The organism is Streptomyces sp. NPDC017095, assembly GCF_044332325.1.
GTDB lineage: Bacteria > Actinomycetota > Actinomycetes > Streptomycetales > Streptomycetaceae > Streptomyces.
The window spans coordinates 161,456-187,629 of sequence record NZ_JBIROU010000003.1; the positions used below are offsets into that span (position 1 = coordinate 161,456).

The 26,174-nt window shown below is 74.1% G+C and carries 24 protein-coding genes; 12 read left to right on the top strand and 12 right to left on the bottom strand.

The genetic code is table 11. The features are described 5' to 3' along the window. Positions 1-221: 221 nt before the first annotated feature. The gene (locus ACH4OA_RS06865) at positions 222-833 is read left to right on the top strand and encodes a hypothetical protein (protein WP_397936238.1); all 612 of its coding nucleotides are present in this window, start codon (positions 222-224) and stop codon (positions 831-833) included. Positions 834-853: 20 nt separating this feature from the next. Further along, entirely contained in the window at positions 854-1,720 is an 867-nt protein-coding gene (locus ACH4OA_RS06870; protein WP_397936239.1) for a choice-of-anchor K domain-containing protein, read from the top strand. 119 nt (positions 1,721-1,839) lie between these two features. On the opposite strand, the gene ACH4OA_RS06875 is transcribed toward ACH4OA_RS06870, so the two are convergent. From ACH4OA_RS06875 to ACH4OA_RS06890, 4 genes are all read right to left on the bottom strand, one after another. Then, positions 1,840-2,352: a DUF3618 domain-containing protein gene (locus ACH4OA_RS06875; protein WP_365941455.1), complete on the bottom strand. Its 513-nt coding sequence runs from the start codon at positions 2,350-2,352 to the stop codon at positions 1,840-1,842. After that, positions 2,349-2,777 (bottom strand): phage holin family protein, encoded by a 429-nt coding sequence (locus ACH4OA_RS06880; protein WP_397967980.1) that lies wholly within the window; start codon positions 2,775-2,777, stop codon positions 2,349-2,351. Before ACH4OA_RS06880 ends, ACH4OA_RS06875 begins: the two co-directional genes overlap by 4 nt. Positions 2,778-2,874: 97 nt before the next feature. Further along, positions 2,875-3,426: a phosphatase PAP2 family protein gene (locus ACH4OA_RS06885; RefSeq protein ID WP_397967982.1), complete on the bottom strand. Its 552-nt coding sequence runs from the start codon at positions 3,424-3,426 to the stop codon at positions 2,875-2,877. A 52-nt stretch (positions 3,427-3,478) separates the two neighbouring features. After that, positions 3,479-3,736, bottom strand: a complete 258-nt coding sequence (locus ACH4OA_RS06890) for a hypothetical protein (RefSeq protein ID WP_397936244.1) — start codon at positions 3,734-3,736, stop codon at positions 3,479-3,481. 124 nt (positions 3,737-3,860) lie between these two features. Here ACH4OA_RS06890 and ACH4OA_RS06895 point away from each other — a divergent pair, with 124 nt between their 5' ends. Beyond that, a complete protein-coding gene (locus ACH4OA_RS06895) occupies positions 3,861-7,019 on the top strand; it encodes an ATP-binding protein (RefSeq protein WP_397967983.1) in 3,159 nt (1,052 codons plus the stop codon). Here the strand turns inward: ACH4OA_RS06895 and ACH4OA_RS06900 are convergent. Then, positions 6,997-7,791 (bottom strand): ABC transporter permease, encoded by a 795-nt coding sequence (locus ACH4OA_RS06900; RefSeq protein ID WP_397967986.1) that lies wholly within the window; start codon positions 7,789-7,791, stop codon positions 6,997-6,999. The genes ACH4OA_RS06895 and ACH4OA_RS06900 overlap by 23 nt on opposite strands. Next, positions 7,788-8,885 carry an ATP-binding cassette domain-containing protein gene (locus ACH4OA_RS06905; RefSeq protein ID WP_397936247.1) on the bottom strand — a complete coding sequence of 366 codons (1,098 nt, stop codon included), beginning with the start codon at positions 8,883-8,885 and terminating at the stop codon, positions 7,788-7,790. Before ACH4OA_RS06905 ends, ACH4OA_RS06900 begins: the two co-directional genes overlap by 4 nt. Before the next feature lie 354 nt (positions 8,886-9,239). On the opposite strand from ACH4OA_RS06905, the gene ACH4OA_RS06910 reads away from it, so the two are divergent. From ACH4OA_RS06910 to ACH4OA_RS06935, 6 genes are all read left to right on the top strand, one after another. After that, entirely contained in the window at positions 9,240-9,578 is a 339-nt protein-coding gene (locus ACH4OA_RS06910; RefSeq protein ID WP_397936249.1) for a MerR family transcriptional regulator, read from the top strand. 241 nt (positions 9,579-9,819) lie between these two features. Continuing rightward, positions 9,820-10,023 (top strand): cold-shock protein, encoded by a 204-nt coding sequence (locus ACH4OA_RS06915; protein WP_007383480.1) that lies wholly within the window; start codon positions 9,820-9,822, stop codon positions 10,021-10,023. A gap of 271 nt (positions 10,024-10,294) precedes the next feature. Next, positions 10,295-11,752: a DEAD/DEAH box helicase gene (locus ACH4OA_RS06920; RefSeq protein WP_397936250.1), complete on the top strand. Its 1,458-nt coding sequence runs from the start codon at positions 10,295-10,297 to the stop codon at positions 11,750-11,752. A 189-nt stretch (positions 11,753-11,941) separates the two neighbouring features. After that, complete coding sequence (locus ACH4OA_RS06925; protein WP_397936252.1) at positions 11,942-12,349, top strand: CBS domain-containing protein; 408 nt, start codon at positions 11,942-11,944, stop codon at positions 12,347-12,349. A 46-nt stretch (positions 12,350-12,395) separates the two neighbouring features. Then, entirely contained in the window at positions 12,396-12,683 is a 288-nt protein-coding gene (locus tag ACH4OA_RS06930) for an SCO5918 family protein (protein ID WP_365880892.1), read from the top strand. Positions 12,684-12,869: 186 nt separating this feature from the next. Then, a complete protein-coding gene (locus ACH4OA_RS06935; RefSeq protein ID WP_397936255.1) occupies positions 12,870-13,346 on the top strand; it encodes a DUF5994 family protein in 477 nt (158 codons plus the stop codon). Between the two features lie 475 nt (positions 13,347-13,821). On the opposite strand, the gene ACH4OA_RS06940 is transcribed toward ACH4OA_RS06935, so the two are convergent. Next, positions 13,822-14,220, bottom strand: coding sequence for a hypothetical protein (locus ACH4OA_RS06940; protein ID WP_397967988.1), 399 nt, complete (start codon positions 14,218-14,220; stop codon positions 13,822-13,824). Positions 14,221-14,381: 161 nt separating this feature from the next. Between ACH4OA_RS06940 and ACH4OA_RS06945 the strand changes: the two genes are divergently transcribed. Both ACH4OA_RS06945 and ACH4OA_RS06950 read left to right on the top strand, forming a co-directional pair. Next, positions 14,382-16,448, top strand: coding sequence for an NAD(+) synthase (locus ACH4OA_RS06945; protein WP_397936258.1), 2,067 nt, complete (start codon positions 14,382-14,384; stop codon positions 16,446-16,448). A 125-nt stretch (positions 16,449-16,573) separates the two neighbouring features. Next, positions 16,574-18,520 (top strand): potassium channel family protein, encoded by a 1,947-nt coding sequence (locus ACH4OA_RS06950; protein WP_397967990.1) that lies wholly within the window; start codon positions 16,574-16,576, stop codon positions 18,518-18,520. 151 nt (positions 18,521-18,671) lie between these two features. On the opposite strand, the gene ACH4OA_RS06955 is transcribed toward ACH4OA_RS06950, so the two are convergent. Then, positions 18,672-20,477 carry a prolyl oligopeptidase family serine peptidase gene (locus ACH4OA_RS06955; RefSeq protein WP_397936259.1) on the bottom strand — a complete coding sequence of 602 codons (1,806 nt, stop codon included), beginning with the start codon at positions 20,475-20,477 and terminating at the stop codon, positions 18,672-18,674. 156 nt (positions 20,478-20,633) lie between these two features. Here ACH4OA_RS06955 and ACH4OA_RS06960 point away from each other — a divergent pair, with 156 nt between their 5' ends. Continuing rightward, positions 20,634-21,425, top strand: coding sequence for an SURF1 family protein (locus ACH4OA_RS06960; protein WP_365877001.1), 792 nt, complete (start codon positions 20,634-20,636; stop codon positions 21,423-21,425). A gap of 31 nt (positions 21,426-21,456) precedes the next feature. Here ACH4OA_RS06960 and ACH4OA_RS06965 read toward each other — a convergent pair whose 3' ends face one another. From ACH4OA_RS06965 to ACH4OA_RS06980, 4 genes are all read right to left on the bottom strand, one after another. Continuing rightward, the gene (locus tag ACH4OA_RS06965; protein WP_397967993.1) at positions 21,457-22,551 is read right to left on the bottom strand and encodes a hypothetical protein; all 1,095 of its coding nucleotides are present in this window, start codon (positions 22,549-22,551) and stop codon (positions 21,457-21,459) included. A 143-nt stretch (positions 22,552-22,694) separates the two neighbouring features. Next, positions 22,695-23,375 (bottom strand): SigE family RNA polymerase sigma factor, encoded by a 681-nt coding sequence (locus tag ACH4OA_RS06970; protein ID WP_397967995.1) that lies wholly within the window; start codon positions 23,373-23,375, stop codon positions 22,695-22,697. 368 nt (positions 23,376-23,743) lie between these two features. Further along, on the bottom strand, positions 23,744-24,805 hold the full coding sequence (locus tag ACH4OA_RS06975) for an aspartate-semialdehyde dehydrogenase (protein ID WP_397967998.1): 1,062 nt from the start codon (positions 24,803-24,805) through the stop codon (positions 23,744-23,746). Continuing rightward, positions 24,805-26,076, bottom strand: a complete 1,272-nt coding sequence (locus tag ACH4OA_RS06980; protein ID WP_365876993.1) for an aspartate kinase — start codon at positions 26,074-26,076, stop codon at positions 24,805-24,807. The genes ACH4OA_RS06975 and ACH4OA_RS06980 overlap by 1 nt, the downstream gene beginning before the upstream one ends. Positions 26,077-26,174 lie beyond the last annotated feature (98 nt).

Here is a 26,174-nt window from a genome sequence, read left to right on the forward strand (position 1 = left end):
CCGGTGCGTGCCGCGACACCCACGCGGACGCCCCGCCGGAAGCCGCGGGCAGCGCCCCGAGGTCCGTCTCGCGGACGCACCCTTCATAACGATCCGCGTCCGGCGAACCCGCGCGGTGTGCGGTGTCGGGCCTGCCCGCCTCCCGCACGCCGGGGCGACCCGCACCAGGACGTCCCTTCTTCCGTCGCACGCGTCGACCACAGCCCCAGGAGGCCCCGGAGATGAGTACCGATGTGCAGACCAAGAGGGAAGCGTACAAACGGGGGGAGGAGAAGGGACGCGCCGACGCGCTCGCCGGGAAGCCCTACGCCGACCCGCCGCGCGACGGTGCGCGCGGCGAGCAGGACCAGTACGCGAACGGTTACGACTGGGGCTACGAGCAGGGCCGGGCCCAGAAGCTCGACCTCGTGGTGTGGCAGGAGGGCGGAGTCGAGGACGCGCCCGGGGGCCTCGGCACCACCGTCAACATCTGCGTCCGCACGCCGAACTGGAACGAGACGGTCGACGCCGGCGAGCGCGAGCACGTGTTCACCGCCCCCACCGGCTTCCGCTGGAACGGCACGGTGGGCGCCCAGTACAAGCGCATCGACCAGACCACGGGCGGCGGCCTGCCCCCCGTCCAGGCGAAGGTCAGCGACGACGGACGCACGCTGACCTTCACCTCCCACGTGCACCTGAACACGGGCGACCAGGACAAGGACTGCATCGTCTACACCTGCGGACTGGAAGCCGTCGACGGGGCCGCACCCGGCCGCCACACCGACGGCACCGCCCAGATCGGCACCGCGCCGCCGGCCCGGCTCAAGGCCGAGGTCATCGAGGACGAGGACTGAGGAAGCGGGAACCAGACACCATGACCACCGTCGTCACCTCCGGCGTCTTCACGTCCACCAACCCGGGTATCTCGCCGGTCAGCGGCCTGGGCACCGACTACATCCAGTGGGGCAGCGCCGGCAGCCAGAGCGGGTACCAGTTCCGCGGTGCGGCCGCGGACGTCCAGCTCGACGGCACCGAGTTCGTCATCGGCACCTTCGTGCACCGCAACAAGCCCACGACCGTCACCCCGAGCCGGTTCGACGTCCAGCTCACCGTCACCGTCATGTTCGAGGACGGCACCACGACCGACCTCACCTTCAGCTTCCACCACGACGAGACGCCCAACACCACCGGCACCAGTCCCGCGGACGACGACCTGGTCGACCTGCAGACCTTCGTCCACCCGCAGCCCGTCACGGTCGACGGCAAGCAGTACCGTGCGGTGCTCAGCGGGTTCGAGCGCAACGGCCAGATCGTCCGGCAGTTCCGCAGCCCCGAGGGCGGCATCAACTTCGCCCACGTGGTCTGCATGTTCACGCTCGACGAGCCCGACGTGGTCATCTCCGGCCTGCGTTACCAGGGCACGGGCACGGGCCAGGCGGACGAATACGTCGAGATCCTCAACCAGGGCGGCGCACCGCAGGACCTGACCGGCTGGAAGGTGGAGGCCAAGCCCACCGGGTACTCCTTCGCCTTCCCGCCCGGTACGGTCGTCCAGCCCGGCCAGCGCTACCGCGTCTACACCAACGAGAACCACCCGGAGTACGGCGGCTTCTCCTTCGGCTCCTCCAGCGAGATCTGGCGGGACCAGGGCGGCATCGCCCGCCTCGTCGCGGACGACGGCTTCGTGGTCGACCAGTCCCCCTACCTGGACAAGGGCTTCAACAAGACCGGCGCCCCGTAAGCACAACCCGCGGTGGCGGGTGAGGCCGGGGTGCGGCGAGGCTCCGGGCCGGCCGGGTCCGCGTACGCCAAAGCGCCGCCGGGAACCGGGTGCGGTTTCCGGCGGCGCTCCGGCCACGCTCAGCCCTTGCGCCGGCGGCAGGCCAGCCAGACGACGGCCGCGGCGCCGGCGACCGCCAGCAGCACAGGGCGGTTCTGCCGGGCCAGCCGAACGCCCTGGACCGCCTTGTCCCTGATCGGTTCGGGCACGCTGTCCTGGGCCTTGGCCGCCGCCTCGGCGACCTTGGTCCGGGCCGTGCCCGCCCCGACGGCGGCCTGTTCCTTCAGCCCCTCCGCCTTGACGGCGGCCTGCTCCTTCAGCTCGCCCGCCTTCACGGCGGCCTGTCCCTTCAGCTCCTCCGCCTTCACGGCGGCCTGCTCCTTCAGTTCACCCGCCTTCGCCACCGCCTGTTCCTTCAGCTCACCGGCCTTCGCGGCGGCTTCGTTGGCCTTTTCCTGGGCGCGTGCCTTGACGTCGGTCTTGGCCGCGAGGGCTTCCACCGTCTTGCCGAGTTCCTGGCGGGTCTGCTCGACCTGCTCACGCAGTTCGCCGGGGTTCGCGGCGGTGGGCTCGTCGTGGGGCGGCTGGGTCATCGATGCGCACTCTCCTTGATCTCGGCCACGTCGGCCTTCACGTTCTCGATCGTCTGCTGCGGGGTCGGCGGCGCGGCCCGGGCGACCTGCTTCTTGCCGTTCAGCGCCAGCACCGCGGCGATCACACCGAGCACCGCGGTCACGATGAGGGCCGCGGCCCACACCGGAAGCGGCACCGCGAGCGCGGCGATCACCGTGGCCACCAGGGCCTGAAGCATCAGGAAGCCGACCACGCCGGCGCCGCCGAAGAGTCCGCCTCCCTTGCCGTACCGCTTGCCCTTCTCCGCCATCTCCGCCTGCGCCAGGCGCAGTTCACCGCGTACCAGCTCCGTCAGCTGCTGCGAGGCACGCTGCACCAGTTCCCCCACCGGCTCCGGAACCGGTGCGTGCCCGTCCGTTCCGGTGCGGGGCTGCGTACTCGACACGGCGCTCACCTCCCGTCTGTGCTTATGTCCGGTCAGCTCGCGAGTACCCCGGTGTCCGCCGTTCAGGTCACCGGTTTCGGCCCGGCCGCCACCGCGTTCACCACGGGGCGCGCCGCAGCAGCCGGCGCGGTGCCCGCCGTACCAGCCCGGCGCTGAGCAGACCGACGGCGGCGCCCGCCACGACGTCGCTCGGGTAGTGGGCGCCGGACTGCACGCGCTCCAGCGCGACCATCGCGGCCGGTACGGCGCACAGCGCGGCGGCCGCGGGCCAGGCCGGGGCGACCGCCGCCGTGAAGGCGGCCGCGGCGGCGGTGTGCCCGGAGGGGAACGAGGAGGAGTCCGGGCGGTCGTGGACCTCGTCGTGCGGGAACCACTCCTCGGGCGGCCGTTCACGGCCGGCCAGTTGCTTGCAGACACCGTTGGACAGCAGCTGTGCCACCGCCACCGCGGCCAGTCCCGCGGCCGCCGCCTTCCGGCCCCGCCGGCCGCCCGTGGCGGCCATCAGCACGGCGGCGCCGCACCACAGCTTCGTACTCTCCGCCGCCTCTTCGACCGCCGACAGCACCTTGGCCGGCTTCGGCGGGATACGGCGGGCGGCTGCCCGTGCCCCGGCACCATCAATGTCACGCAACTCCGTCGGCAACCTCATGACCTGCGGGTATCCCGCACTCGGCGACGTAGACGCCCCTGGGGCCCCCGGTTCAGGCGGCCCGGCGGTGCTCCTCTCCGGCTCCCGGCACTCGTCCGGTCACCGGCACCCGGCGCACGGACGGTTCACGGAGAACGGACGGTGCGCGGCGCACGGACGGTTCGCGGCGGCCGCCCTGGAGCAGGCGCAGAGGGCGCGCGCCGGCGTGGCGGGGCGGCCGGGCCGGACGCGTCAGCCAGTTCTCGACACGGTCCATGCCGTACAGCAGTACTCCCATGACGGGCAGCAGAAGGCAGGCGATGACGACCACGGCTCGGGCTCCTCCCCGGCAGACAGCCGTGAACGGGTGCCCGGGGCGCCTCCGGTCACCGGACCGTTGGTGTGAACATGTTGTGACGGGGGTCCCGCGAAAGGCTCTTGGCTACTCTGCACGCGTGACGACCGAGTTGATCCTGCTGTCCCGAGTCGCCTGTCGCGGACGGGAGATCACCGCGCCCCGGCTGCGCGGTCTGCTCGCGCTGCTCGGGGACGATCCGCGCACCGGGTGCAGCACCGCCCGGCTGGTGGAAGGGCTGTGGCCGGACGAGCTGCCGGAGCGGCCGGGCAAGGCGGTGCAGGTGCTGGTGTCGCGGCTCAGGGCGCAGGCCGGCGCCGACTTGGTCGTGAGCACCCCGGCCGGATACCGGCTGGGCCTGGACGAGACGCGGATCGACAGCTCCGCGCTGCTGCTGCACGAGGCCGCGAGCGCCGAGCGGGCCCGGGCGGGCGATCACGAGGGCGCCCTGGCCGAGGCCGAGGCGGGCCTGGCGCTGTGGGACGGGACCGTGGGCGCCGCGGTGGGCGAGGACCTGCACGACCCGGTGGTCGCGCTGCGCGCCGGCCGGGTCCGGGCGTTCCGTTCCCTGCTGCGGTCCCGGGCGCTCGCCCTCGCCCGGGTGGGCCGGCGGGCGGAGGCGGTCCAGCCGCTGGCCGGGCTGGCCCGGGAGCTGCCGCGGGACGAGGAGGTGCTCGCCGAGCTGCTGCGCTGCGAGGCCGGTACGGCCGGCCGGGCCACCGCGCTGAGCCGGTACGACGCCTACCGGCGCGCGCTGCGCGAGGAGTTGGGGACCGACCCGGGGCCGGGGCTGAAGGCCGTGTACCAGGAGCTGCTGAACGCGGACGCGCCACCGCTCCGCCACGGTGTGCCGCACGACCCGAACCCGCTGCTGGGCCGGGACGCCGACCTCGCCGCCGTGACCGGGCTGCTGCGCACGGCCCGGGTGGTGACCGTCCTGGGTCCGGGCGGGCTGGGCAAGACCCGCCTCGCGCACGCGGTGAGCCGGGCGGCCGCACAGCCGGTGGTGCACTTCGTGACGCTGGCCGGTGTCACCGCCGACGCGGACGTGGCCGGCGAGGTGGCCTCGGCCGTCGGGGCCGCCGAGGCCCGGCCGTTCACCGGCGGCGGCACGGACAAGCACGCCGTGAACGGCATCCTCGGCGCGCTGGGCCCCGGGCCGGCGCTGCTGGTGCTGGACAACTGCGAGCAGGTGATCGCCGGCGCGGCCGGACTCGTACAGGAGTTGGTGTCGCGGTCGAAGGAGCTGCGGGTCCTCGCCACCAGCAGGGCCGCGCTGGGGCTGACCTCGGAGTCCGTGTACGACCTGCCGGAGCTGTCCCTGGCCACCTCCGTCGAGCTGTTCGCGCAGCGGGCGCGGGCGGCCCGGCCCGGCGTGGAGCTGCCGGCCGGCGAGGTGGCCGGGATCTGCCGTCATCTGGACGGGCTGCCGCTGGCCGTGGAGCTGGCCGCGGCCCGGGTGCGGGTGCTGTCGGTGGCCGACATCGCGCGCCGCCTCCAGGACCGCTTCGCGCTGCTGCGCGGCGGCGCGCGCGACGCGCCGGAACGGCACCGGACCCTGCTGGCCGTGGTCGAGTGGAGCTGGAACCTGCTGGAACCCGACGGCCGGGCGGCGCTGCGCGCGCTGTCGGTGTTCCCCGGCGGGTTCTCCGCGGACGCGGCGGAGCGGGTGCTGGACGGGACCGGGGACGTGCTGGGCCTGCTGGAGCAGCTGGCCGGCCAGTCCCTGATCAAGGCCGGGGACAGTCCCGCCGGGATGCGCTTCCACATGCTGGAGACGCTGCGGGAGTTCGGCGCCGCCCGGCGCGCCGAGGCCGGGGAGGAGGAGCGGGTCGCCGGCCGGTTCCTCGCCTGGGCGCGGGACTTCGGCCGGGCCCACCACGACGCGCTGTTCCGCGCCCGGCCGCTGCCGGCCTGGAACCGGGTCCGGGCCGAGCAGGACAACCTCGTCCTGGCCCTGCGGTTCGCGCTGGCCCGCGGTGACGGGCCCGCCACCGCGGCGCTCACCGCCGTGCTGTCCACGCTGTGGGCCACCGACAGCAACTACGCCCGGCTCGCCGCGCTCGCCGCGGAGACCGCCGGGCCCCTGTCGCATTTCCGTCCCGGGCCCGGGGAGCCCGGGGATCTGGAGGCGGCCCGGAGCGCGGCGGCGGTGTGCGCGGCCAGCCTGTTCATGGGCCACGGCCCGCACGCCGTACGGCAGCTCGTCACGCTGCGCCGGCTGCCGCCCGCCCCGCCGGACACCCTGGTCCGGGCGCTGGCCGCCGTGCTGTGCGCCGTACCGGAGATATATCCGCCGCGGTTCACGCGGCTGCAGGAGCTGTGCGACGCCCCCGAGCCCCTGCTCGCGGGCGTCGCGTCGGGTGTCGCCAGCTACATGTGGCACTCCGAGCACGAGACGGAACGCGCCCTGGAGTGCGCCCGGCGCATGCTGGACGCGCTGGAACCGCTCGGCAATCCGGCGATGCTGCTGCTCGGGCACGGGCGGATCAGCGAGCTGTGCCTCCAGGCCGAGCGCGGCGACGAGGCGTACGGGCATCTGCGCGCCGCGCTGGAGGTGCTCGGTGAGATGGGCGACTGGGCGGACCCGATCGACGTCCGCTGGGGGCTGGTGCTCGCCTGTCTCCAGCGCGGGGAGATCGACGAGGCCGAGTACTGGCTCGGGCTCGCCGCCCTGGACCAGCGGCCGGACCCCGAGCAGGGCTACAGCCCCGACCTGCCGGCCCGGGCGGAGATCGCGCTGGCCCGGGGGCTGACCGAGGTCGGGCTCGGGCTGTGGCGCCGGGCGGTCGAACGGACCGGGGCGGCCGGCCCGGCGTACGCCGACGACCCGTTCCTGGACACCTGGGCGCTCCAGGTGCAGTCGGCCGCGCTGGCGGCGCACGCCCAGCACGGCCGGCCGGAACCGGTGGCCGGACTCGCCGGACGGCTGCGGACCCGGCTGCTGGCCATGCTGTCGGCGCCGGCCGGCGAGGGGGCGGCCCCGGTGGAACTGCCCGTGTACGGCACCGTCCTGCTCGGGCTCGGTTTCGCCGGTCTGGCGGCGGGCGATCCGTCGGCCGTACGCCTGGTGGCGCTGGCGGAACGCATGCCGGTGGTGCGGGAGTTCCCGACGCTGTCCTCGGCCCGCTGCCGGCAGGCAGCGGAGCAGGCCGACCGGGCGGCGTACGCCGCGGCGAAGTCGGCGTACGCCGCCCTGGGGCGGGAGGAGCTGTGGACCGCGGCGCTGCGCGAACTCACCGCCCAGACGCGCGGCTGAACCGGGCCGTGGACCACCAGAAGCCCAGCAGCGTCAGGCCCACGGGCCAGGCGACGGCCAGCACGGCGTCCGTGGTGCCGATGCCGGTGCCCAGCAGCAGCCCGCGCAGGGTCTCGATGGCCGGCGAGAACGGCTGGTACTCGGCGAACCAGCGGAACCAGCCCGGCATCAGGTCCACCGGCACGAAGGCGCTGCCGAGCAGGGGCAGCACCATCAGCGGCATGCCCAGGTTGCTGGCGCCCTCGGCGTTCGGGCTGACCAGGCCGATACCGACCGCGATCCAGGTCAGCGCGAGGCTGTCCAGGGCCAGCAGCCCGGCCGCCGCGAGCCACTCCGCCCAGGTCGCGTCGGGCCGGAAGCCGATGGCCACGCCGATGCCCAGGACCAGCGCGAGCGCCATCAGGGTCTGGATCACGCTGCCGAGCACATGGCCGACCAGCACGGAGGCGCGGGAGATCGCCATGGTGCGGAACCGGGCGATGATGCCCTCGGTCATGTCGGTGGCCACCGACACCGCGGTGCCGAGGGCGGTCCCGCCGACCGTCATGAGCAGGATGCCGGGGACCAGATAGGCGACGTAGCCGGCGCGGTCGGCGGGACCGCCGCTGATGCCGGAACTCATCACGTTGCCGAAGACGTAGACGAAGAGCAGCAGCAGGATGACCGGGGTGAGCAGGAGGTTCAGGGTCAGGGACGGGTAGCGGCGGGCGTGCAGGAGGTTGCGCCGCAGCATGGTCATGCTGTCGCGGACGGCGTGGGTGGCGGCGCTCATCGGGTGGTCTCCTTGCCGGCGGGGCGCGCGGACGGGGCGGGGTGCGCGGAGGCGGTGGGCCGTGCGGGGGCGGTGGGGTCCGGGGTGTCGGCGGGATCCGGGGAACCGGCGGGGTCCACGGGGCCGGTTCGGTCCGGGGAGCCGGTGGGCTGTGCGGGGACGGGGCTGCCGGTCAGGGCGAAGAACACGTCGTCCAGGTCGGGCGTGTGCACGGACAGCTCGTCGGCCTCGGTGCCGGTGGCGTCGAGCCAGTCGAGGATGGCCCGCAGCTCGCGCTGGCTGCCGTCGCTCGGGATCTGCAGGGTGAGCGCCTCGTCGTCGCGGTGCGTGCCGCGCAGCGCGGCCGCCGCCCGCTCGTACGCCACCGGGTCGGAGAAGCGCAGCCGGACGTGACCGCCGGGCACGCGCCGCTTGAGTTCCGCGGCGCTGCCCTCGGCGACCAGCCGGCCGCCGTTGAGCACCGCGATGCGGTCGGCGAGCTGGTCGGCCTCCTCCAGGTACTGGGTGGTGAGGAAGACCGTGGTGCCGGCGGCGACCAGCTCGCGGACGATCTGCCACATGGTGTGGCGGGAGCGCGGGTCCAGGCCCGTGGTCGGCTCGTCGAGGAAGATGATCCGCGGCCGGCCGACCAGGGTCATGGCGATGTCGAGCCGGCGCTTCATCCCGCCCGAGTAGGCGGACGCGGGCTTCTTCGCGGCCTCGGTCAGCTCGAAGCGCTCCAGCAGCTCGGCCGTCACACGCCGGCCCTCGGCACGCGGGAGGTGGTTCAGGTCGGCCATCAGGAGCATGTTCTCCTCGCCGGTGATCAGCCCGTCGACCGCGGAGAACTGGCCGGTGACCCCGATCGCGGCCCGCACCTGGTGGGCCTCGGCGGTGAGGTCGTGCCCGGCGATCCGCGCCTGTCCGGCGTCGGCGGGCACCAGCGTGGACAGGATGCCGACCACCGTGGTCTTGCCCGCGCCGTTCGGCCCGAGCAGGGAGTAGACGGTGCCGGCGGGCACGTGGAGGTCGATGCCGTCGAGGACGGTCTTGTCTCCGTAGGACTTGCGCAGCCCGGTGGCCGCGATCGCGAGTTCTCGGTCGGTCGTCGTCATGCCGCAGAGCGTGCGGCCCGGACGGTTCAGAACGGCTTCAGCCGGGTTTCAGCCCCCGGAGGACCGCGCGGCGCACTGAAACCGGCACGGCGGGCCGGGGACGCCGGGCCGGCGACGGCAGACCGGAGGCGCCGGGACGGCGACGCCGGACGGGGGACTCGCGGACCAGGGACCTGCCGTCGCCGCCCGCTCGGGATGCGGCTCCCCCGCCGGCACCGAATCTGTCGCGGCCGTACCAGATCTCCATGCTCGACGGGACTAGGGTTGGACCACGAGACAGATGGTGGCGAATCCTTCGGAGCACGGGGCGCCGCGCGCGCCCCGTCCGCCACCCCGCCCCTGAACGAAGGTGCCATGCCCGCCGAGAACCCGCCGGCCGCCGGCCTCCTCGACGATGACGACTACCCCGCCTACACCATGGGGCGGGCCGCCGCCGTCCTCGGCATCACGCCCGCCTTCCTGCGGGCGGTGGGCGAGACGGAGCTGATCAGCCCGCTGCGGTCGGAGGGCGGTCACCGCCGCTACTCCCGCCGGCAGCTGCGGATCGTCGCCCGCGCCCGGGTACTGGTCGACCGGAACACCCCCGTGGAGGCCGCCTGCCGGATCGTCGAACTGGAGGACCGGCTCGCCGACGCCCTGCGCCGCACCGAGGACCTGCGCCGGAAGCTGGCCGAGCACGGCCTGGAAATCTGACGCCACCGTTACAGATATACGGGCACCGGCGGGGCAAGAATATCCGGACGGCCGCGAAATGCCTGCAGTTTTCCGGTGACCTGTGTTAGCGTGATACCAGTTGCAGTTTTGGTTACCAGAGATCTCTTCAGGATCTTTTCTTTCGCAGAGCTTTCCGGATCTTTCCGGAGGGGTGATCATCGCGGCGACTCGGGATCCGTAAAGTGCGGACTCCGGCACTGCCCCCCAAGGGAGATTCAATATGGCATCTGGCACCGTGAAGTGGTTCAACGCGGAAAAGGGCTTCGGCTTCATCGAGCAGGACGGCGGCGGCGCTGACGTGTTCGCCCACTACTCGAACATCGCCACCTCCGGCTTCCGCGAGCTTCAGGAAGGCCAGAAGGTTACCTTCGACGTCACGCAGGGCCAGAAGGGCCCGCAGGCCGAGAACATCGTTCCCGCCTGACGCTGACGCGAACCCACGCAGGCGTACGGCTCCACGCCGTACGGCTCGTGCATCACGTGGCTGGGGCCCGCGCTCTTCGGGTGCGGGTTCCAGCCCGTTTGCTTTCCCCTCTTCCCGACAGGCCCGGCCCTGCCTCCGGCAGGCGCAGTCCGCAGACCCCGGCCGTCGGTTTTCACCCCGGCTCTTTTCTTGTGATTCCTCGTACGACTCGTGCGGTGTGCAACCCGCCGGAGGAATTCCTCGATACGTGCCGCATCGAGGAAGGTTCCCCTTGAACCGCACACAGTCCGCACGCTCCGGCCGCCCCCGCACACAGGAGACGCGCCGCCGCAGCCCCCGTCCGGCCACCGGGCGCACCGGCAACCGGGGGCCGCGCTCCGCCCCGCGCCAGCAGGAGTTCGCGCTGCCGGTCACGCTGACCGAGCCGCTGCCCGCCGTCGAGACGTTCGGCGAGCTGGACATGCCCGAACGGCTGCTCACCGCCCTCGGCGCCGAGGGCGTCACCACCCCCTTCCCCATCCAGGCGGCCACCCTGCCGAACGCCCTGGCCGGCCGGGACGTCCTGGGCCGCGGGCGCACCGGTTCGGGCAAGACGCTCGCGTTCGGACTGCCCCTGCTGGCCCGGCTGGACGGGCAGCGCGCCGAGCCCCGGCAGCCGCTCGCCCTGGTCCTCGTCCCCACCCGGGAACTGGCCCAGCAGGTCACCGACGCGCTCACGCCGTACGCCCGCGCGCTGCGGCTGCGGCTCGCCACCGTGGTGGGCGGCATGTCGATCGGCCGCCAGGCCAGCGCCCTGCGCGGCGGCGCCGAGGTCGTCGTCGCGACCCCCGGCCGGCTCAAGGACCTCATCGAGCGGCGGGACTGCCGCCTGGACCAGGTCGCCGTCACCGTCCTGGACGAGGCCGACCAGATGGCCGACATGGGCTTCATGCCCCAGGTGACCGCCCTGCTCGACCAGGTGCCCGCCGACGGCCAGCGGTTGCTGTTCTCGGCCACCCTGGACCGCAACATCGACCTCCTGGTGCGCCGTTACCTGCACGACCCGGTCGTGCACTCGGTCGACCCGTCCGCGGGCGCCGTCACCACGATGGAGCACCACCTGCTGCACGTGCACGACGACGACAAGCACGCCACCGCGACGGAGATCGCCGCCCGCGACGGCCGCGTGATCATGTTCCTGGACACCAAGCACGCCGCGGACAAGCTGGCCCGGCACCTGCTGTCCGTCGGAGTGCGCGCCTCCGCCCTGCACGGCGGCAAGTCCCAGCCGCAGCGCAACCGGACGCTCGCCCAGTTCAAGGACGGGCACGTCACGGTCCTGGTCGCGACGAACGTCGCCGCCCGCGGCATCCACGTCGACGACCTCGACCTGGTCGTCAACGTCGACCCGCCCGCCGACCACAAGGACTACCTGCACCGGGGCGGCCGTACGGCCCGGGCCGGCGAGTCCGGCACCGTCGTCACCCTCGTCCTGCCCCACCAGCGGCGCGCGATGGACCGGATGATGACCGACGCCGGCATCACCGCCAACAGCGCGCGGGTCCGCCCGGGCGAGGCCGAGCTGACCCGCATCACCGGTGCCCGGACGCCGTCCGGCGTGCCCGTCACGATCACCGTGCCCGCCGCCGAGCAGCGCGAGGAGCGCAAGAGCTCCGCCGGCCGCGGCCGCGGCGGCCGGGGAAGCAGCCGGGGCCGCCGCTCCGCCCCGCGCGCCAACCGCGGCCAGTAACAGCCGCCGGCCGGGCTGTCGGCTGCCCGACGGCCCGGCCCGCACGGCCGGCGCACCGCGCCCGCGACGGCCGCACGCCCCTCTCGTACGACGGAAAGACGCACCCCGCACGCCACCACCGACCGCCGGACCCGCCCCGCACGGCGAGACGCACCCGACCCGCACGACGCAACCGACGAGGAGAAGCCGTTGACGCAGTTCCCGCCGCGGACCCGGCAGGCCGGCCCCACCGGCGGCACGGACCTGACCGCCCGTGACGCCATGCACGCTCCCGGACCGCAGGTCGAGGACCACATGGCGGTCGACGTGGCGCTGTCGGTCCTCCTCGGCGCCCGGGTCCCGCACCTGCTCCTGCGGGACGAGGACGGCCGGTGCGCGGGACTGGTCACCCGGTCGCAGCTCGCCGCGCACCGCGGCGGCTCCTGGTACGCCGACCGGACGCGGCTGCGGGACCTCCCTCTCGACCGCGGTCCGTTCACCGCCTCCGCGGCCGTGCTCGGCGAGGCGGAGGCCGCGATGCGCCTGCGGACGCTGGACGCCTCGCCCGTCGTGGACGAGCAGGGCTACGCCCTGGGCGTCCTCGCGCTCACGCCCTGACCGACCGTCACACCCCGCCGCCCGACCGCTCGTCCTTGGAGGCATCATGCGCTGTGTCATCGCCCGTTTCCCCTTCGACCTGACCAAGAGCGAGGTCGAGGACTCGATGGAGGGCATCCCGCCCGAGCCCGCCACCGGGGTGTGCGTGACCATCGGCCGCCGCGTCTACCCGGTCAAGCAGGTCGGACAGGTGATCACCCGGCAGGACCGCCGCGACTTCACGGCGCACGAGGTGCGCAGGGCTCTGACCCGGCTCGGTTTCACCTGCCACGACGTCCCCGCGGCCGCTCCGGTCCCGGAGGTCCGGGCCGACGACCTGCCCTGGAGCCGGTGACCCGCACGCTCCCCTCCCCGGGCCGGCACCGCGGGCCACCGCGCCCGGGAGAGGGCCGCGCCGGGTCCCTCCGGCCGGACGTACCCTGGCCCTACCGGGAGCCCTCGCGCAGCGCGGCCACCGCGGTGCCGCTCCCGCGGACGACGAACGCGGACGGCCGCGAGCCGTTCGGGACGGGATCTGCTGATGGGCGACACCACAAGCTCCCCCGACGACGGCCCCGCGGGCGCAGCGCGCGTCTACCGGATGCCCGCGCCCCGGCTGACGCTCACCCCCGGTGTCAGCCACGGCCCGCTGGACGGAGCCTGGTGGCCCCGCTGCGACGCGCTGGAACTGGAACTGCCCGCGCTGGTCGACGCGTTGAACCCGGTACCGGGCAGCGTCACCCGGGTCATGGTCGACACGGCCGCCTGGCCCGCCGCCCCGCGTACGGTGCTGGCGCCGGGCCAGCTGATCGAGGTGGCCCTGTCGGACGTCGACGCCGAGGCGCACTCGATCACCCTGGACTGCGGCACGGTGGGCCGCTGGGCGCTGCTGGTCGTCCCGCCCGGACAGCCCGCCGCCGCGGCCGACTGGCTGCTGCGCACCGCCGCCGACCCGTGGAACGCCCTGACGGCCGCGCACATACTGGCCCTCGCCCAGGCGGACTTCGACGACAGCTGACCTTCCGGGGCGAGACCACCGACCCTGCAGGCCGGGACCGACGCCCTCCGGGCCGGGACCGCCGACCCTCCAGGCCGGGACCGCCGTCCCTTCAGGCCGGGACCGCCGACTCTCCAGGCCGGGACCGTCGGCCCTTCAGGCGGGGCCGCGCCGTGACCGCCGCCGTCGCTCGCGGCGCCGCAGCGCCCTGACCAGGGGACCGCACCCTCGCCACCCCTCCAGGCCGGGACCGCCGGCCCGCCGGGCGGGGCCGCCGGCCCTTCAGGCGGGACCGCGCCGTGGCCCCCGCCGTCGCCCGCGGCGCCGCAGCGCCCTGACCACGGGCCCGCACCACCGCCGTCCCTTCAGGCGGGACCGACGCCCTCCAGGCCGGGACCGCCGACTCTCCGGGCGGGGCCGCGCCGTGGCCCCCGCCGTCGCCCGCGGCGCCGCAGCGCCCTGACCACGGGCCCGCACCACCGCCGCTCCCGCCGGCCTACGCCGTGGCGGTGGCGCGGCGTGTGAAGCCGATGATCCCGCAGACGGCGGCGGTCGCGGCGAGGCTGCCGGCCAGCACCAGTCCCACACCGATCACGAAGAGCCCGCTGGAGTCGTCCGACCAGTCGTAGCAGGCGGCGGCCGTCAGGCCGGCGGAGGTGCCGAGGACGGCGCTCACGGGGTGGTGCCGGACCGTGGCCCAGTACACCGGCGGCAGCAGGGTCAGGACCAGCCCGATCACCTGCCAGCTCTCGTACGGCCCGGACACCGTGCCGTCCGGGGCCACATCCCGCTGCTGGTCCCAGCCCAGCCAGGCGGCCCACGCCAGGGACGCCACGACGGCGGGCGCGAGCAGCGGCAGCGTGCGGAGCAGAAGCCTTCTCGGATCTTGTCGCATGCCTCCACCGTCGCGCCGTACGCCGGCGGCGGCCAGAGCGCACGTACTCAGCCGTGTCCGGGTACCCGCCCGAGTACGCGGCCAGGACCGGGCCGCCGCGTGGCCGGGATCTAGGCTTTGTCCTGGAGGAGATCCGCCTCGTCCGCGCCGTCTGTTGAATCATGAAGGAAGCCCCGTTGAACTTCTGGTCGCTCTACAGCCACGGCTTCGCGCGCATCGCCGCGTGCACGGGCCACACCGTCATCGCCGATCCGCAGGCCAACGCGGAAACGGTCCTGCGCCAGGCCCGCCGGTGTGCGGACGAGGGCGTCGCCGTCGCCGTCTTCCCCGAGCTGGGCCTCACCGGCTACTCCATCGAGGACCTGCTGCTCCAGGACGCGCTGCTCGACCAGGTGGAGACGGCGCTGCGGACGGTCGTGGCCGGCTCGGCCGGCCTGCTGCCGGTGCTGGTCGTCGGCGCCCCGCTGCGCCACCGCCACCGGATCTACAACTGCGCGGTGATCATCCACCGGGGCCGCGTCCTCGGAGTCGTGCCGAAGTCGTACCCGCCGAACTACCGGGAGTTCTACGAGCGCCGGCAGATCGCCGACGGCCACGACGAGCGCGGCGGGACCCTCCGCGTCGCGGGCGCGGAGGTGCCGTTCGGCGTGGACCTGCTGTTCGAGGCCGCGGACGTGCCCGGGCTGGTGCTGCACACCGAGATCTGCGAGGACATGTGGGTGCCGGTGCCGCCCAGCGCGGAGGCCGCGCTCGCCGGGGCGACGGTGCTGGTCAACCTCTCCGGCAGCCCGATCACGGTCGGCCGGGCCGGGGACCGCGAACTGCTGTGCCGCTCGGCGTCCTCCCGCTGCCTCGCCGCCTACGTCTACGCGGCGGCCGGACTGGGCGAGTCCACCACCGACCTGTCCTGGGACGGACAGACCATGATCTACGAGAACGGGGTGCTGCTCGCCGAGTCCGAGCGCTTCCCGCTGGGCGACCAGTGCGCCGTCGCCGACGTCGATCTGGACCTGCTGCGGCAGGAGCGGCACCGGATGGGCACCTTCGACGACAACCGGCGGACGCACGCCGGCCGGACCGGGGACTTCCGGACGATCTCCTTCGAGCTGGACCCGCCGCTCACCGACCTCGGGCTGCGGCGGCGCGTCGAGCGGTACCCGTTCGTGCCCGCCGACGCCGAGCGGCTCGCCCTGGACTGCTACGAGGCGTACAACATCCAGGTCGCCGGGCTCCAGCAGCGGCTGGCGGCGATCGGCGGCCCCAAGGTCGTCATCGGCGTGTCCGGCGGCCTGGACTCCACCCACGCGCTGATCGTCGCCGCCCGGGCGATGGACCGCGCGGGCCGGCCGCGCAGCGACATCCTGGCCTTCACCCTGCCCGGCTTCGCCACCAGCGACCACACCAAGGACAACGCGCACAAGCTGATGCGCGCGCTCGGCGTCACCGCCGCCGAACTGGACATCACGCCGACCGCGCGGCTGATGCTGAAGGAGATCGACCACCCCTTCGCCTCCGGCGAGCCGGTGTACGACGTCACCTTCGAGAACGTGCAGGCCGGTCTGCGCACCGACTACCTGTTCCGGCTGGCCAACCAGCGCGGCGGCATCGTCCTGGGCACCGGCGACCTCTCGGAGCTGGCGCTCGGCTGGTCCACGTACGGCGTCGGCGACCAGATGAGCCACTACAACGTCAACGCCGGGGTGCCGAAGACCTTCATCCAGCACCTGATCCGCTGGGTGGTCGGCAGCGGCCAGTTCGACGACGAGACCGGCAAGGTGCTCACCGCGATCCTGGACACCGAGATCAGCCCGGAGCTGGTGCCCGGCGAGGAGATGCAGTCCACCGAGTCGAAGATCGGCCCGTACGCGCTGCACGACTTCACCCTCTTCCACGTGCTGCGCTACGGCTTCCGGCCCTCCAAGATCGCCTTCCTGGCCTGGCACGCCTGGCACGACCCGGAGGCCGGCGCCTGGCCGCCCGGCTTCCCGGAGGACAAGCGCGGGGCGTACGGCCTGCCCGAGATCCGGCACTGGCTGGAGGTGTTCTGCCGTCGCTTCTTCGCGTTCTCGCAGTTCAAGCGCTCGGCCATGCCGAACGGGCCCAAGGTCTCGGCGGGCGGCTCCCTCTCCCCGCGCGGCGACTGGCGGGCCCCGTCCGACGGCAACGCGGAGGCGTGGCTGCGGGACCTGGACCGCTTCGACTGGCCGTCGGAGCGGACGGACGGCTGAGCCGCTGACGCCCGGCGCCCTCCCGGCGGCGCGTCCGGTGTGGAACCGGGCGTCCGCCCGGGCCACTCTCTTCCCTTGTGGCGAGTGTTCCGTATCAAGGGGGGCCCGGGTCCCCGCAGGCGCACATGGTGGTGTGCGGTGACGACGGGCTCGCGCACCGGCTGGCGGCCGAGTTGCGCGGGGTCTACGGCGAACAGGTGACCCTCGTCGTCCCGCCGAACGAGCGCACCGCCCGGCCGCCGGTGGTCGGCCGGGCCCGGGCCGCGTCGGCGCTGCTGGACCGCATGGTCAGCGCGGCGGTGGGCACCGTCGGCCGGGCGGGCGGGACCACCGCGACCGGCGGACCCGCCGGGCGCGGCAGCGGGGCGGGCACGACAGCGGGGTCCGCCGGGCGCGGGAGCGGAGCCGGGGCGGCCGCAGGGGCCGGCCGGGGCAGTGGGGCGGGCGGGACCGGCGGGGCCGCCGGGCCGGCGGCCGGCCAGCGCACGGACGGCGAGGCGGTCATGGAGGCCGCCGAGCCCACCGAGGCGGTGCTCGCCGAGGCCGGGGTGGCCCGGGCTGCCGCGCTCGCCCTCGTCTACGACGACGACGAGACCAACATCCGCGCCGCGCTGACCGCCCGCCGGCTCAACCCGCGGCTGCGGCTGGTCCTGCGCCTCTACAACCGGCGGCTGGGCCAGCACATCGAGGAACTCCTCGACCAGGCCGCCGCGCTGGCCGCCGGGAGCGAGACCGACGGCCCGGGCACCGGCGCCGAGACCGCCACGACCGTGCTGTCCGACGCCGACACCGCCGCGCCCGCGCTGGCCGCGACCGCCGTCGCCGGCACCAGCAAGGTCGTCCAGACCGAGAGCCTGCTGCTGCGGGCCGTGGAACGGCCGCTGGCCGCGGACGGCACCGGCCCCGCCACCGGCCCCGGGCTGTGCACGCTCGCGCTGCTCACCGGCGGCGAACCGGACCTCGCCGGCGAACAGCCGCGCCTGCTCCCGGACGACGAGGAGGTACGGCAGGCGGCCGGCCGGCACGCCGTGGTGCTGGAGAACGTCTCCGCCGCGGCCGGCGCGGAGTCCGCCGCACCCGCCCGCCGGATCACCGGCGTCATGCCGCTCGCCTCCCTCTTCTCCCGGCGGCTGCGCTGGTCCCTGGCCGGCCTGTTCTGCTGCGTCGCCGCCCTCGCCGTCGCCCTGTGGCTGGTCACCGGCATCCACCCGCTGGGCGCCTTCTACCTCACCCTTCTCGACCTGTTCGCCATCGACGACCCGGCCCTCGGCGCGCCCCCGGGCCGCCAGTTGCTCCAGCTCCTGTCCGCCCTGGTCGGACTGCTCCTCCTGCCCGTGCTGCTGGCCACCGCGCTGGAGGCGCTCGGCACCTTCCGCACCGCCTCCGCCCTGCGCCGGCCGCCGCGCGGGCTGAGCGGCCATGTGGTGCTGCTCGGACTGGGCAAGATCGGCACCCGGGTGCTGACCCGGCTGCGGGAGCTGAACGTGCCCGTGGTCTGCGTCGAGTCCGACCCGGAGGCACGCGGCCTGGCCACCGCGCGCCGGCTGCGGGTGCCGGTGGTGCTCGGGGACGTCACCCAGGAAGGCGTCCTGGAAGCGGCGCAGATCCACCGGGCGCAGACACTGCTCGCGGTGACCAGCGCCGACACCACCAACCTGGAGGCCGTGCTGTACGCGCGGACCGTGCGCCCCGATCTCCGCGTGGTCCTGCGCCTCTACGACGACGACTTCGCCACCGCCGTCTACCGCACCCTGCGGGCCGCCCACCCGCACGCGCTGACCCGCAGCCGCAGCGTCACCCACCTGGCCGCGCCCGCGTTCGCCGGGGCCATGCTGGGCCGGCAGGTGCTGGGCGCGATCGCGGTCGAACGGCGGGTCCTGCTGTTCGCCGCCGTCGACGTGGACGGCCACCGCCAGCTGGAGGGCCGCACCGTGCGGGAGGCGTTCCGGGCCGGGGCGTGGCGGGTGCTGGCGCTGGAGGGCCGCACCGACACCTCGGCCGACCACGTGCTGGCTAAGGGAGACCGGGTCGTGATCGCCGCGACCCGCAGGGGCCTGGCGGAACTGCGCTGACCGGAGGGCCGGGTCGGCTCGGAGGCTGGGACGACCCGGCGGCCAGGACGATCCGGGGCCGGGCCGACCCGGGAGGCCAGAGCGACCCGGGAGGCCGGGGCGCCCCGGGGCCCGGGGCGGCTGCGCCGGCCCGGCCGGCGGGGGCCGGGCTCTACCGGCCCAGGTGGCGCTCCGCGAACTCCAGTTCCAGCCGCACCTGCTTGATGCGTTCGTCCACCACCAGGGAGCCGTGGCCCGCGTCGTAGCGGTAGACCTCGTGGGTGGCGCCGCGGGCCTCCAGGCGCTTGACGTAGTTGTCGATCTGGCGGATCGGGCAGCGGGGGTCGTTGACGCCCGCCGAGATGTAGACCGGGGCCTTGACCTGGTCGACGTAGGTGAGCGGGGAGGACGCCTCGAAGCGTTCCGGGACCTCCTCGGGGGTGCCGCCCAGCAGGGTGCGGTCCATGGCCTTCAGGGCCTCCATCTCGTCGTGGTACGCGGTGACGTAGTCCGCGACCGGCACCACCGCGATGCCCAGCGCCCAGGCGTCCGGCTGGGTGCCGATGCCCAGCAGGGTGAGGTAGCCGCCCCAGGAGCCGCCGGTGAGGACCAGGCGGGCGGGGTCGGCGAGACCGCTGGAGACGGCCCAGTCGCGGACCGCGGCCACGTCCTCCAGCTCGATCAGGCCCACCCGGTGCTTGAGGGCGTCGGTCCAGGCGCGGCCGTAGCCGGTGGAGCCGCGGTAGTTGACGCGGACCACCGCGTAGCCGTGGTCGACCCAGGCGGCCGGACCCGCCGCGAAGGAGTCGCTGTCGTGCCAGGTCGGGCCGCCGTGCAGGTCGAAGACGGTGGGCAGCGGGCCCGTGGCGCCGGCCGGCTTCTGGATCAGGGCGTGGATGCGGCCGCCGGGGCCGTCCACCCAGACGTCCTCCACGGCCACCGACGGCGGACACGCCATGCCGGGCGGGTCCAGCACCACACCGCCGGCCGTGGACCGCACCGCCGACGGCTCGGCGGCCGACGACCACAGGTACTCCACGCTGCCGTCGGGCCGGGCCGTGGCACCGGAGACCGTGCCGGGCGGGGTGGGGATGCGGGTCAGCTCGCGGGCCGCCAGGTCGTACCGGAACAACTCGCTGCGGGCCTCGAAGCCGTGGGCGACGAGCAGGGCCGAGCCGTCCGGATACCATTCCGCGCCCACGTCGCCCGGCAACTCAAGCGCCAGGTCCGTCTCCTCGCCGGTGGCCACGTCCCACACCAGCGGCTCCCAGCGGCCCCGGCGCTGGTGGCCGATGAGCAGCCGGGTGTCGCCGTCGACCGGGGCGAAGCCCAGCACCTCCAGGCCCAGCTCCTCGGTGCCCCCCTTGGTGTCGTCCAGCTCGGCGACCGTCGTGCCGTCCGGGCGGAGCACGCGCAGGGCCGCGTGCATGGCGTCGCCGTGCTCGGTGTGCTCGATCGCGATCAGGGAGCCGTCGTGCGAGAGGTCGCCGACGCCCGCCGACTCGCGGTGGCGGTAGATCTCCACCGGCTCCGCGCCCTGCCGGGCCAGGTGGATCGTCGTGCCGTCCTCGTCCGTGGACCGGCCGACGACCGCCGTGCGGCCGTCCCGGGACAGCGCCAGACCGGCCGGGTACGACGGGGCCAGACCGGGCACGGCCGGCTCGTCCGGGCCGCCCGTGAAGGGCTGGCGGCGCCAGACGCCGAACTCGTCGCCGTCCTTGTCGTCGAACCACCAGATCCACGCGCCGTCCGGGGACAGCACGCCGTCCGTCGTGCCGTTCGGCCGGTCCGTCGCCTGCCGCTGCTCGCCCGTGGCGCGGTCCCAGGCGTACAGCTCGTACGTCCCCGTCGCGTTCGACACGAACAGGGAGCGGTCCGGCGCGTCCTCCGCCCAGTCGGGCAGCGAGACCCGCGGCGCCCGGAAGCGCTTCTCCCAGTCCGGCATGTCCGGCGTGTCCGGTGTGCTGCTCTCACTCATGGCCCCAGTCATGCGCCCATACTGCCTGGCCGCGCCGACAAGTGGGGGACGGGTGTGCCCAGCCTGTGGATAACTTCCCGTCCGCGGCGCGTCCGGGCACCGGCAGGGGCCGACCCGCGGGCGGCGGCCCGCCGGCGGCGCCGTACCGTGGAGGGCGTGTACCGGTTTCTGCTGACACCACGCTGGTGGGGCATCAACGTCTTCGTGCTGCTCGCCATCCCGTTCTGCGTCTTCATGGGGTCCTGGCAGCTGGGCCGGTTCGAGGGCCGGGTGCAGGACCACCGCGCCGCGACCGAGCAGGCCGCCGCCGGCCGGCACGAGGCCGCGCGCCCGCTGGACTCGATGGTGCCCGTCGACAAGGGGACCGCGGGGCGGCGGGTCACGGCGAGCGGACGGTACGGCGAGCAGCTGCTGGTGCCCGGCCGGGAGCTGGACGGCAAGCCCGGCTTCTACGTCCTCGGCCTGCTGCGCACCGGTTCCGGCAAGGCGCTGCCCGTGGTGCGCGGCTGGCTGCCGGGGACGGCGGATCCGGCCAAGGCGCCCGCGCCGCCCGCCGGCGAGGTCACCGTCACCGGCGCGCTCCAGGCCCCGGAGACGCCCGGGGACAACGGGGTCGGCGCGCAGAGTGGACTGCCCGCCGGGCAGACGGCGGCGATCAGCCCGGCGTCACTGGTCAACCTGGTGCCGTACCGGCTGTACGACGCGTGGGTGACACTCGACCGGGGCGACGCCGGGATGAAGGCCGTGCCCGCGAGCGCGCCGAGCGGTACGGGACTGGACCTGAAGGCGTTCCAGAACCTCGGCTACACCGGGGAGTGGTTCGTGTTCGCGGGCTTCGTGGCGTTCATGTGGTTCCGGCTGCTGCGCCGGGAGCTGGAGTTCCAGCGGGACGCCGCGCTGGGGCTGGTCCCGCAGGAGCCGGAGCAGACCCCGGTGGCGAGCGGCTGAGCCCGCGGGCCGAGGCGCCGCCCGCGGTGCCTCAGGAGCCCGCCAGCAGCCCCGTGTAGTACACCGTGCCCGCGCACGCGCCCGGTACCACCGCCGTCGCCGCCGGTGCGCCGCCCTGCGCCGTGTGGGTGACCGCGACGCTGCCGTCGGCCGTGCCGTCCTCGGTGACGAGCTGGGGTGTGGTGCCCGCGGCCCCGGTGGTGTCGGTCGTCCCGCCGGTCGCGCTCGTCTCCTCGGTCGGCGTCGGGTCCGGTGACGGGTCGCCCGGGTCGGGGCTGCCCGTGGTGCCGGTGCCGCCGGTGGCGGGGCAGGTCTCGGAGGGCACGAAGGCGAACTGCTCCGCGTACGCCTCACCGGGCTGGAGGACCAGGGTGGCGACCTCCACGGACGGGTCGGGCAGAGCGGTGGCCGCGTCCCCGGCCGTGTGCCGGGCCGCGGAGATCTTGGCCGGATCGGCGGCGCCCTGTGCCAGGGGCGTGACGCTGCCGGGGCCGTCGACGGCGCAGGCGGTGCCGGAGACGTTGGCGACGCGGAAGGTGCCGTAGACGACGCCCGCGGAGTCGGGGGCGTTCACGCTGCCGGTGGCGGAGCCGAGCTGGGCCGGGGTGCACTGCGGGGTGCCGGCGGACGGGGTGGCGGACGGGCCGGTGCCGCCGGGCGCGGTGCCGCTGTGGCCGCCCCGCTCGGGCTCCTCGTCACGCTTGCCCGGTTCCCGGCCGGGTTTGACCGTCGTGCTCCCGGTGTCCGGGTGGCCGCCCTTGTCCGGGCTGCCCTTGTCCTTGCCCTGGCCGGTGCCGCCCTGGGCCTGGGAGGTCTGGCCGGCCATGGCGGTGTTGGGGTCGGTGCCGCCGGTCTGGGAGACGTGCACCAGGGCGGGGATGGCGGTGCCGATGAACAGGGCCGCGGCGGCCAGCCCGACGACCGCCTGCCGCTTGCGGGCGCGGCGCGCGGGGACGGCCCGGCGCAGATGGTCCAGGGTGCCCCGGCGCGGTTCGATGCCGTCGACCGCCGAGTGCAGCAGTTGGCGCAGGGCCAGTTCGTCCGGGGCGGATCCGGCGGGCCCGGCCGGCCCGTCGGTGTCCGGGCCGAGTCTGTCGGGGCCCTTGTCCTGGGGGCCGTGGTTCACAGTTGCGTTCCCAGCGTGCGTTGGCGTGTGCGGTTGCCCCTGGCCGTCTGTCGGCTCGTGCCAGGCGTAGGGCTCGTGACGTTCGTGGGAGTGGCGCTCGCCGGCGTGGCCGTCACGGGCGTCGCGCCCTTCGGCGTGGGCGCTCATACCGGTTGCTCCATGGCCACCCGCAGCGCGGCGATCCCCCGTGAGCCGTACGCCTTCACCGAACCCAGGGATATGCCGAGCGTCTCGGCGACCTGGGCCTCGGTCATGTCCGCGAAGTAGCGCAGCACCAGCACCTCGCGCTGGCGGCGCTGGAGGCCCTTCATCGCCTTGATCAGGTCCCGGCGCTCCAGCCGGTCATAGGCGCCCTCTTCCGCGCTCGCCATGTCGGGCATCGGCTTGGCCAGCAGCTTCAGGCCGAGGATGCGCCGGCGCAGCGTGGACCGGGAGAGGTTGACGACCGTCTGCCGCAGATAGGCGAGGGTCTTCTCGGGGTCGCGGACGCGCTTGCGGGCCGAGTGGACGCGGATGAAGGCCTCCTGGACGACGTCCTCGCAGGAGGCGGTGTCGTCGAGGAGCAGTGCGGCGAGGCCGAGCAGCGAGCGGTAGTGCGCCCGGTAGGTCTCGGTGAGGTGGTCGACGGTGGTTCCGGCGGCCTCAGCCGTCACGGCGCCCGCGACATCCTCGGCGCCGTCACGCTGACTGGGTATGCGGGCGGGCCGCGCTGCGGGCATGGGCGCGATCACCGGCATGCCGCCGGACGCACGGGGCCGGAGCGCCGCACGGGGCCGCAGGGCCGAGCCGCCGCGGGCCACACTGAGTTCGAGTACCTCTGCCACGCCAGTTGGACACGCATCCCCCCTCCGGGGTTGTACGTGCCGGGCGTCACATGTGCGACCACCGGCGGTACCTCAACTGCCGTCATGCGTCCCGCTCTTCCCTTATGTCCCATTTGAACGGGCGTCCCCACGCCCCGATCACGGCGTCCCCACGCCAGGATCATCACGTCCCCAGGTCCCGCAAGGGTGACCGCAAAGACGCTCCCCGCCCTCCGTACGGTTGCGGAAGGGCGGGGAGTGAAATCCTCTGCTGCCGAAGAGGGGCGGTTCAAGGGTTTTGGACCATGCTCCCGGCCACACTGCTTACGTAGATATTACAAAGTTCTACAAAGCTGCGGGGGCCTGACGGACATGCGGCCCCGGCCCGGTCAGCCGGAGGCCTCCGCCGCGACCAGCTCGGCGATCTGGGCGCAGTTCAGCGCCGCGCCCTTGCGCAGGTTGTCGCCGCACACGAACAGCTCCAGCGCGGCCGGATCGTCCAGGGCCCGGCGCAGCCGGCCCACCCAGGCCGGATCGGTGCCCGCCACGTCGGCGGGCGTCGGGAACTCGCCGGCGGCCGGGTCGTCGCACAGCACCACGCCCGGCGCGGTCGCGAGGATCTCCCGGGCGCCGTCGAGCGGGACCTCGCGCTGGAAGCGGGCGTGCACGGTCAGCGAGTGCGTGGTGACCACCGGCACCCGGACACAGGTCACGGCGACCGGCAGCCGCGGCAGGCCGAGGATCTTGCGGGACTCGTCGCGGACCGCCATCTCCGTCGACGACCAGCCGTCCTCGCGCAGCGAGCCGGCCCACGGGACGACATTGAGCGCGACCGGCTCCGGGAACGGACCGGTGTCGTCCCCGACGGCCCGCCGCAGGTCCCCGGGCGTGGTGCCCAGTTCGGTGCCGGCCACCAGCGAGAGCTGGGCCCGCAGCGTCTCCACGCCGGCCCGCCCAGCCCCGCTCACCGCCTGGTACGAGGACACCACCAGCTCGCGCAGGCCGAACTCGGCGTGCAGCGCGCCCAGGGCGACGATCATCGTCAGGGTCGTGCCGTCGGGGCTCGCGACGATCCCGCGCGGGCGGGTGCGCACCGCGTGCGGATTGACCTCGGGCACGACGAGCGGCACGTCCGGCTCCTGCCGGAAGGCGCCGGAGCCGTCGACGACGACCGCGCCGTGCGCGGCGGCGACCGGCGCCCAGACCGCGGCCACCTCCTCGGGCACCGCGAACAGCGCGATGCCGACCCCGGCGAAGGCGTCCTCCGTCAGGGCCGCCACCTCGACCTGCTCGCCCCGCACGGCCAGCTTGCGGCCGGCCGAGCGCGGCGAGGCGAACAGGCGGATCTCGCCCCAGACGTCCGCCCGCTGGGACAGGATCCGGAGCATGACCGAGCCGACCGCTCCGGTCGCCCCCACGACCGCGAGCGTCGGCCTGCCGGTCGGTGCCATCAGCGGCCCGTGCCTCCGTAGACGACGGCCTCGTCGGTGTCGGAGTCCAGCCCGAAGGCGGTGTGCACGGCGCGGACGGCCTCCGCCACGTCGTCGGCGCGCGTGACGACCGAGATGCGGATCTCGGAGGTCGAGATCAGCTCGATGTTCACGCCCGCGTCGCTCAGCGCCTCGAAGAAGGCGGCGGTGACCCCCGGGTTGGTCTTCATACCGGCGCCGACCAGGGAGATCTTGCCGATCTGGTCGTCGTAGCGCAGCGAGTCGAAGCCGATGCCGGGACGGTTCTTCTTCAGCGCGTCGATGGCCTTGCGGCCCTCGGTCTTCGGCAGGGTGAAGGAGATGTCCGTCAGGCCGGTGGCGGCGGCGGACACGTTCTGCACGACCATGTCGATGTTGATCTCGGCATCGGCGATGGTCCGGAAGATCGCGGCGGCCTCACCCGGCTTGTCCGGCACACCGACGACCGTGACCTTGGCCTCGGAGGTGTCGTGTGCGACACCGGAGATGATGGCCTGCTCCACCTTCTTGTCCCCAATCGGCTCACTGCTGACCCACGTGCCCTGCAGTCCGCTGAACGAGGACCGGACGTGGATCGGGATGTTGTAGCGGCGGGCGTACTCCACACACCGGTGGAGCAGCACCTTGGAACCGGACGAGGCCAGCTCCAGCATGTCCTCGAAGGAGATCCAGTCGATCTTCCGGGCCTTCTTGACCACCCGCGGGTCGGCCGTGAAGACGCCGTCGACGTCGGTGTAGATCTCGCAGACCTCGGCGTCGAGCGCGGCGGCCAGCGCCACGGCCGTCGTGTCGGACCCACCGCGGCCCAGCGTGGTGATGTCCTTCTTGTCCTGGCTGACGCCCTGGAAACCGGCGACGATCGCGATGTTGCCCTCGTCCAGCGCGGTGCGGATGCGGCCCGGCGTGACGTCGATGATCCGGGCTTTGTTGTGGACCGAGTCGGTGATGACGCCTGCCTGGCTGCCGGTGAAGGACTGCGCCTCGTGGCCCAGGTTTTTGATCGCCATCGCCAGCAGGGCCATGGAGATCCGCTCTCCGGCGGTCAGCAGCATGTCGAATTCCCGCCCGGCAGGCATCGGAGACACCTGCTCGGCGAGATCGATCAGCTCGTCCGTCGTGTCGCCCATCGCGGAAACGACGACGACAACCTGGTTGCCGTTCTTCTTCGCTTCCACGATCCGCTTGGCGACGCGCTTGATGCCCTCGGCATCGGCTACGGAGGAGCCTCCGTACTTCTGCACGACAAGGCCCACGTGCGCTCCTCGCTCGGTTCGTTGATGTCGGCTCAGTCTAACGAGCGCCCGAATTCCCCCACCCTGGTCCCGCATGGTGAGACATCCGGCGCGCCCGC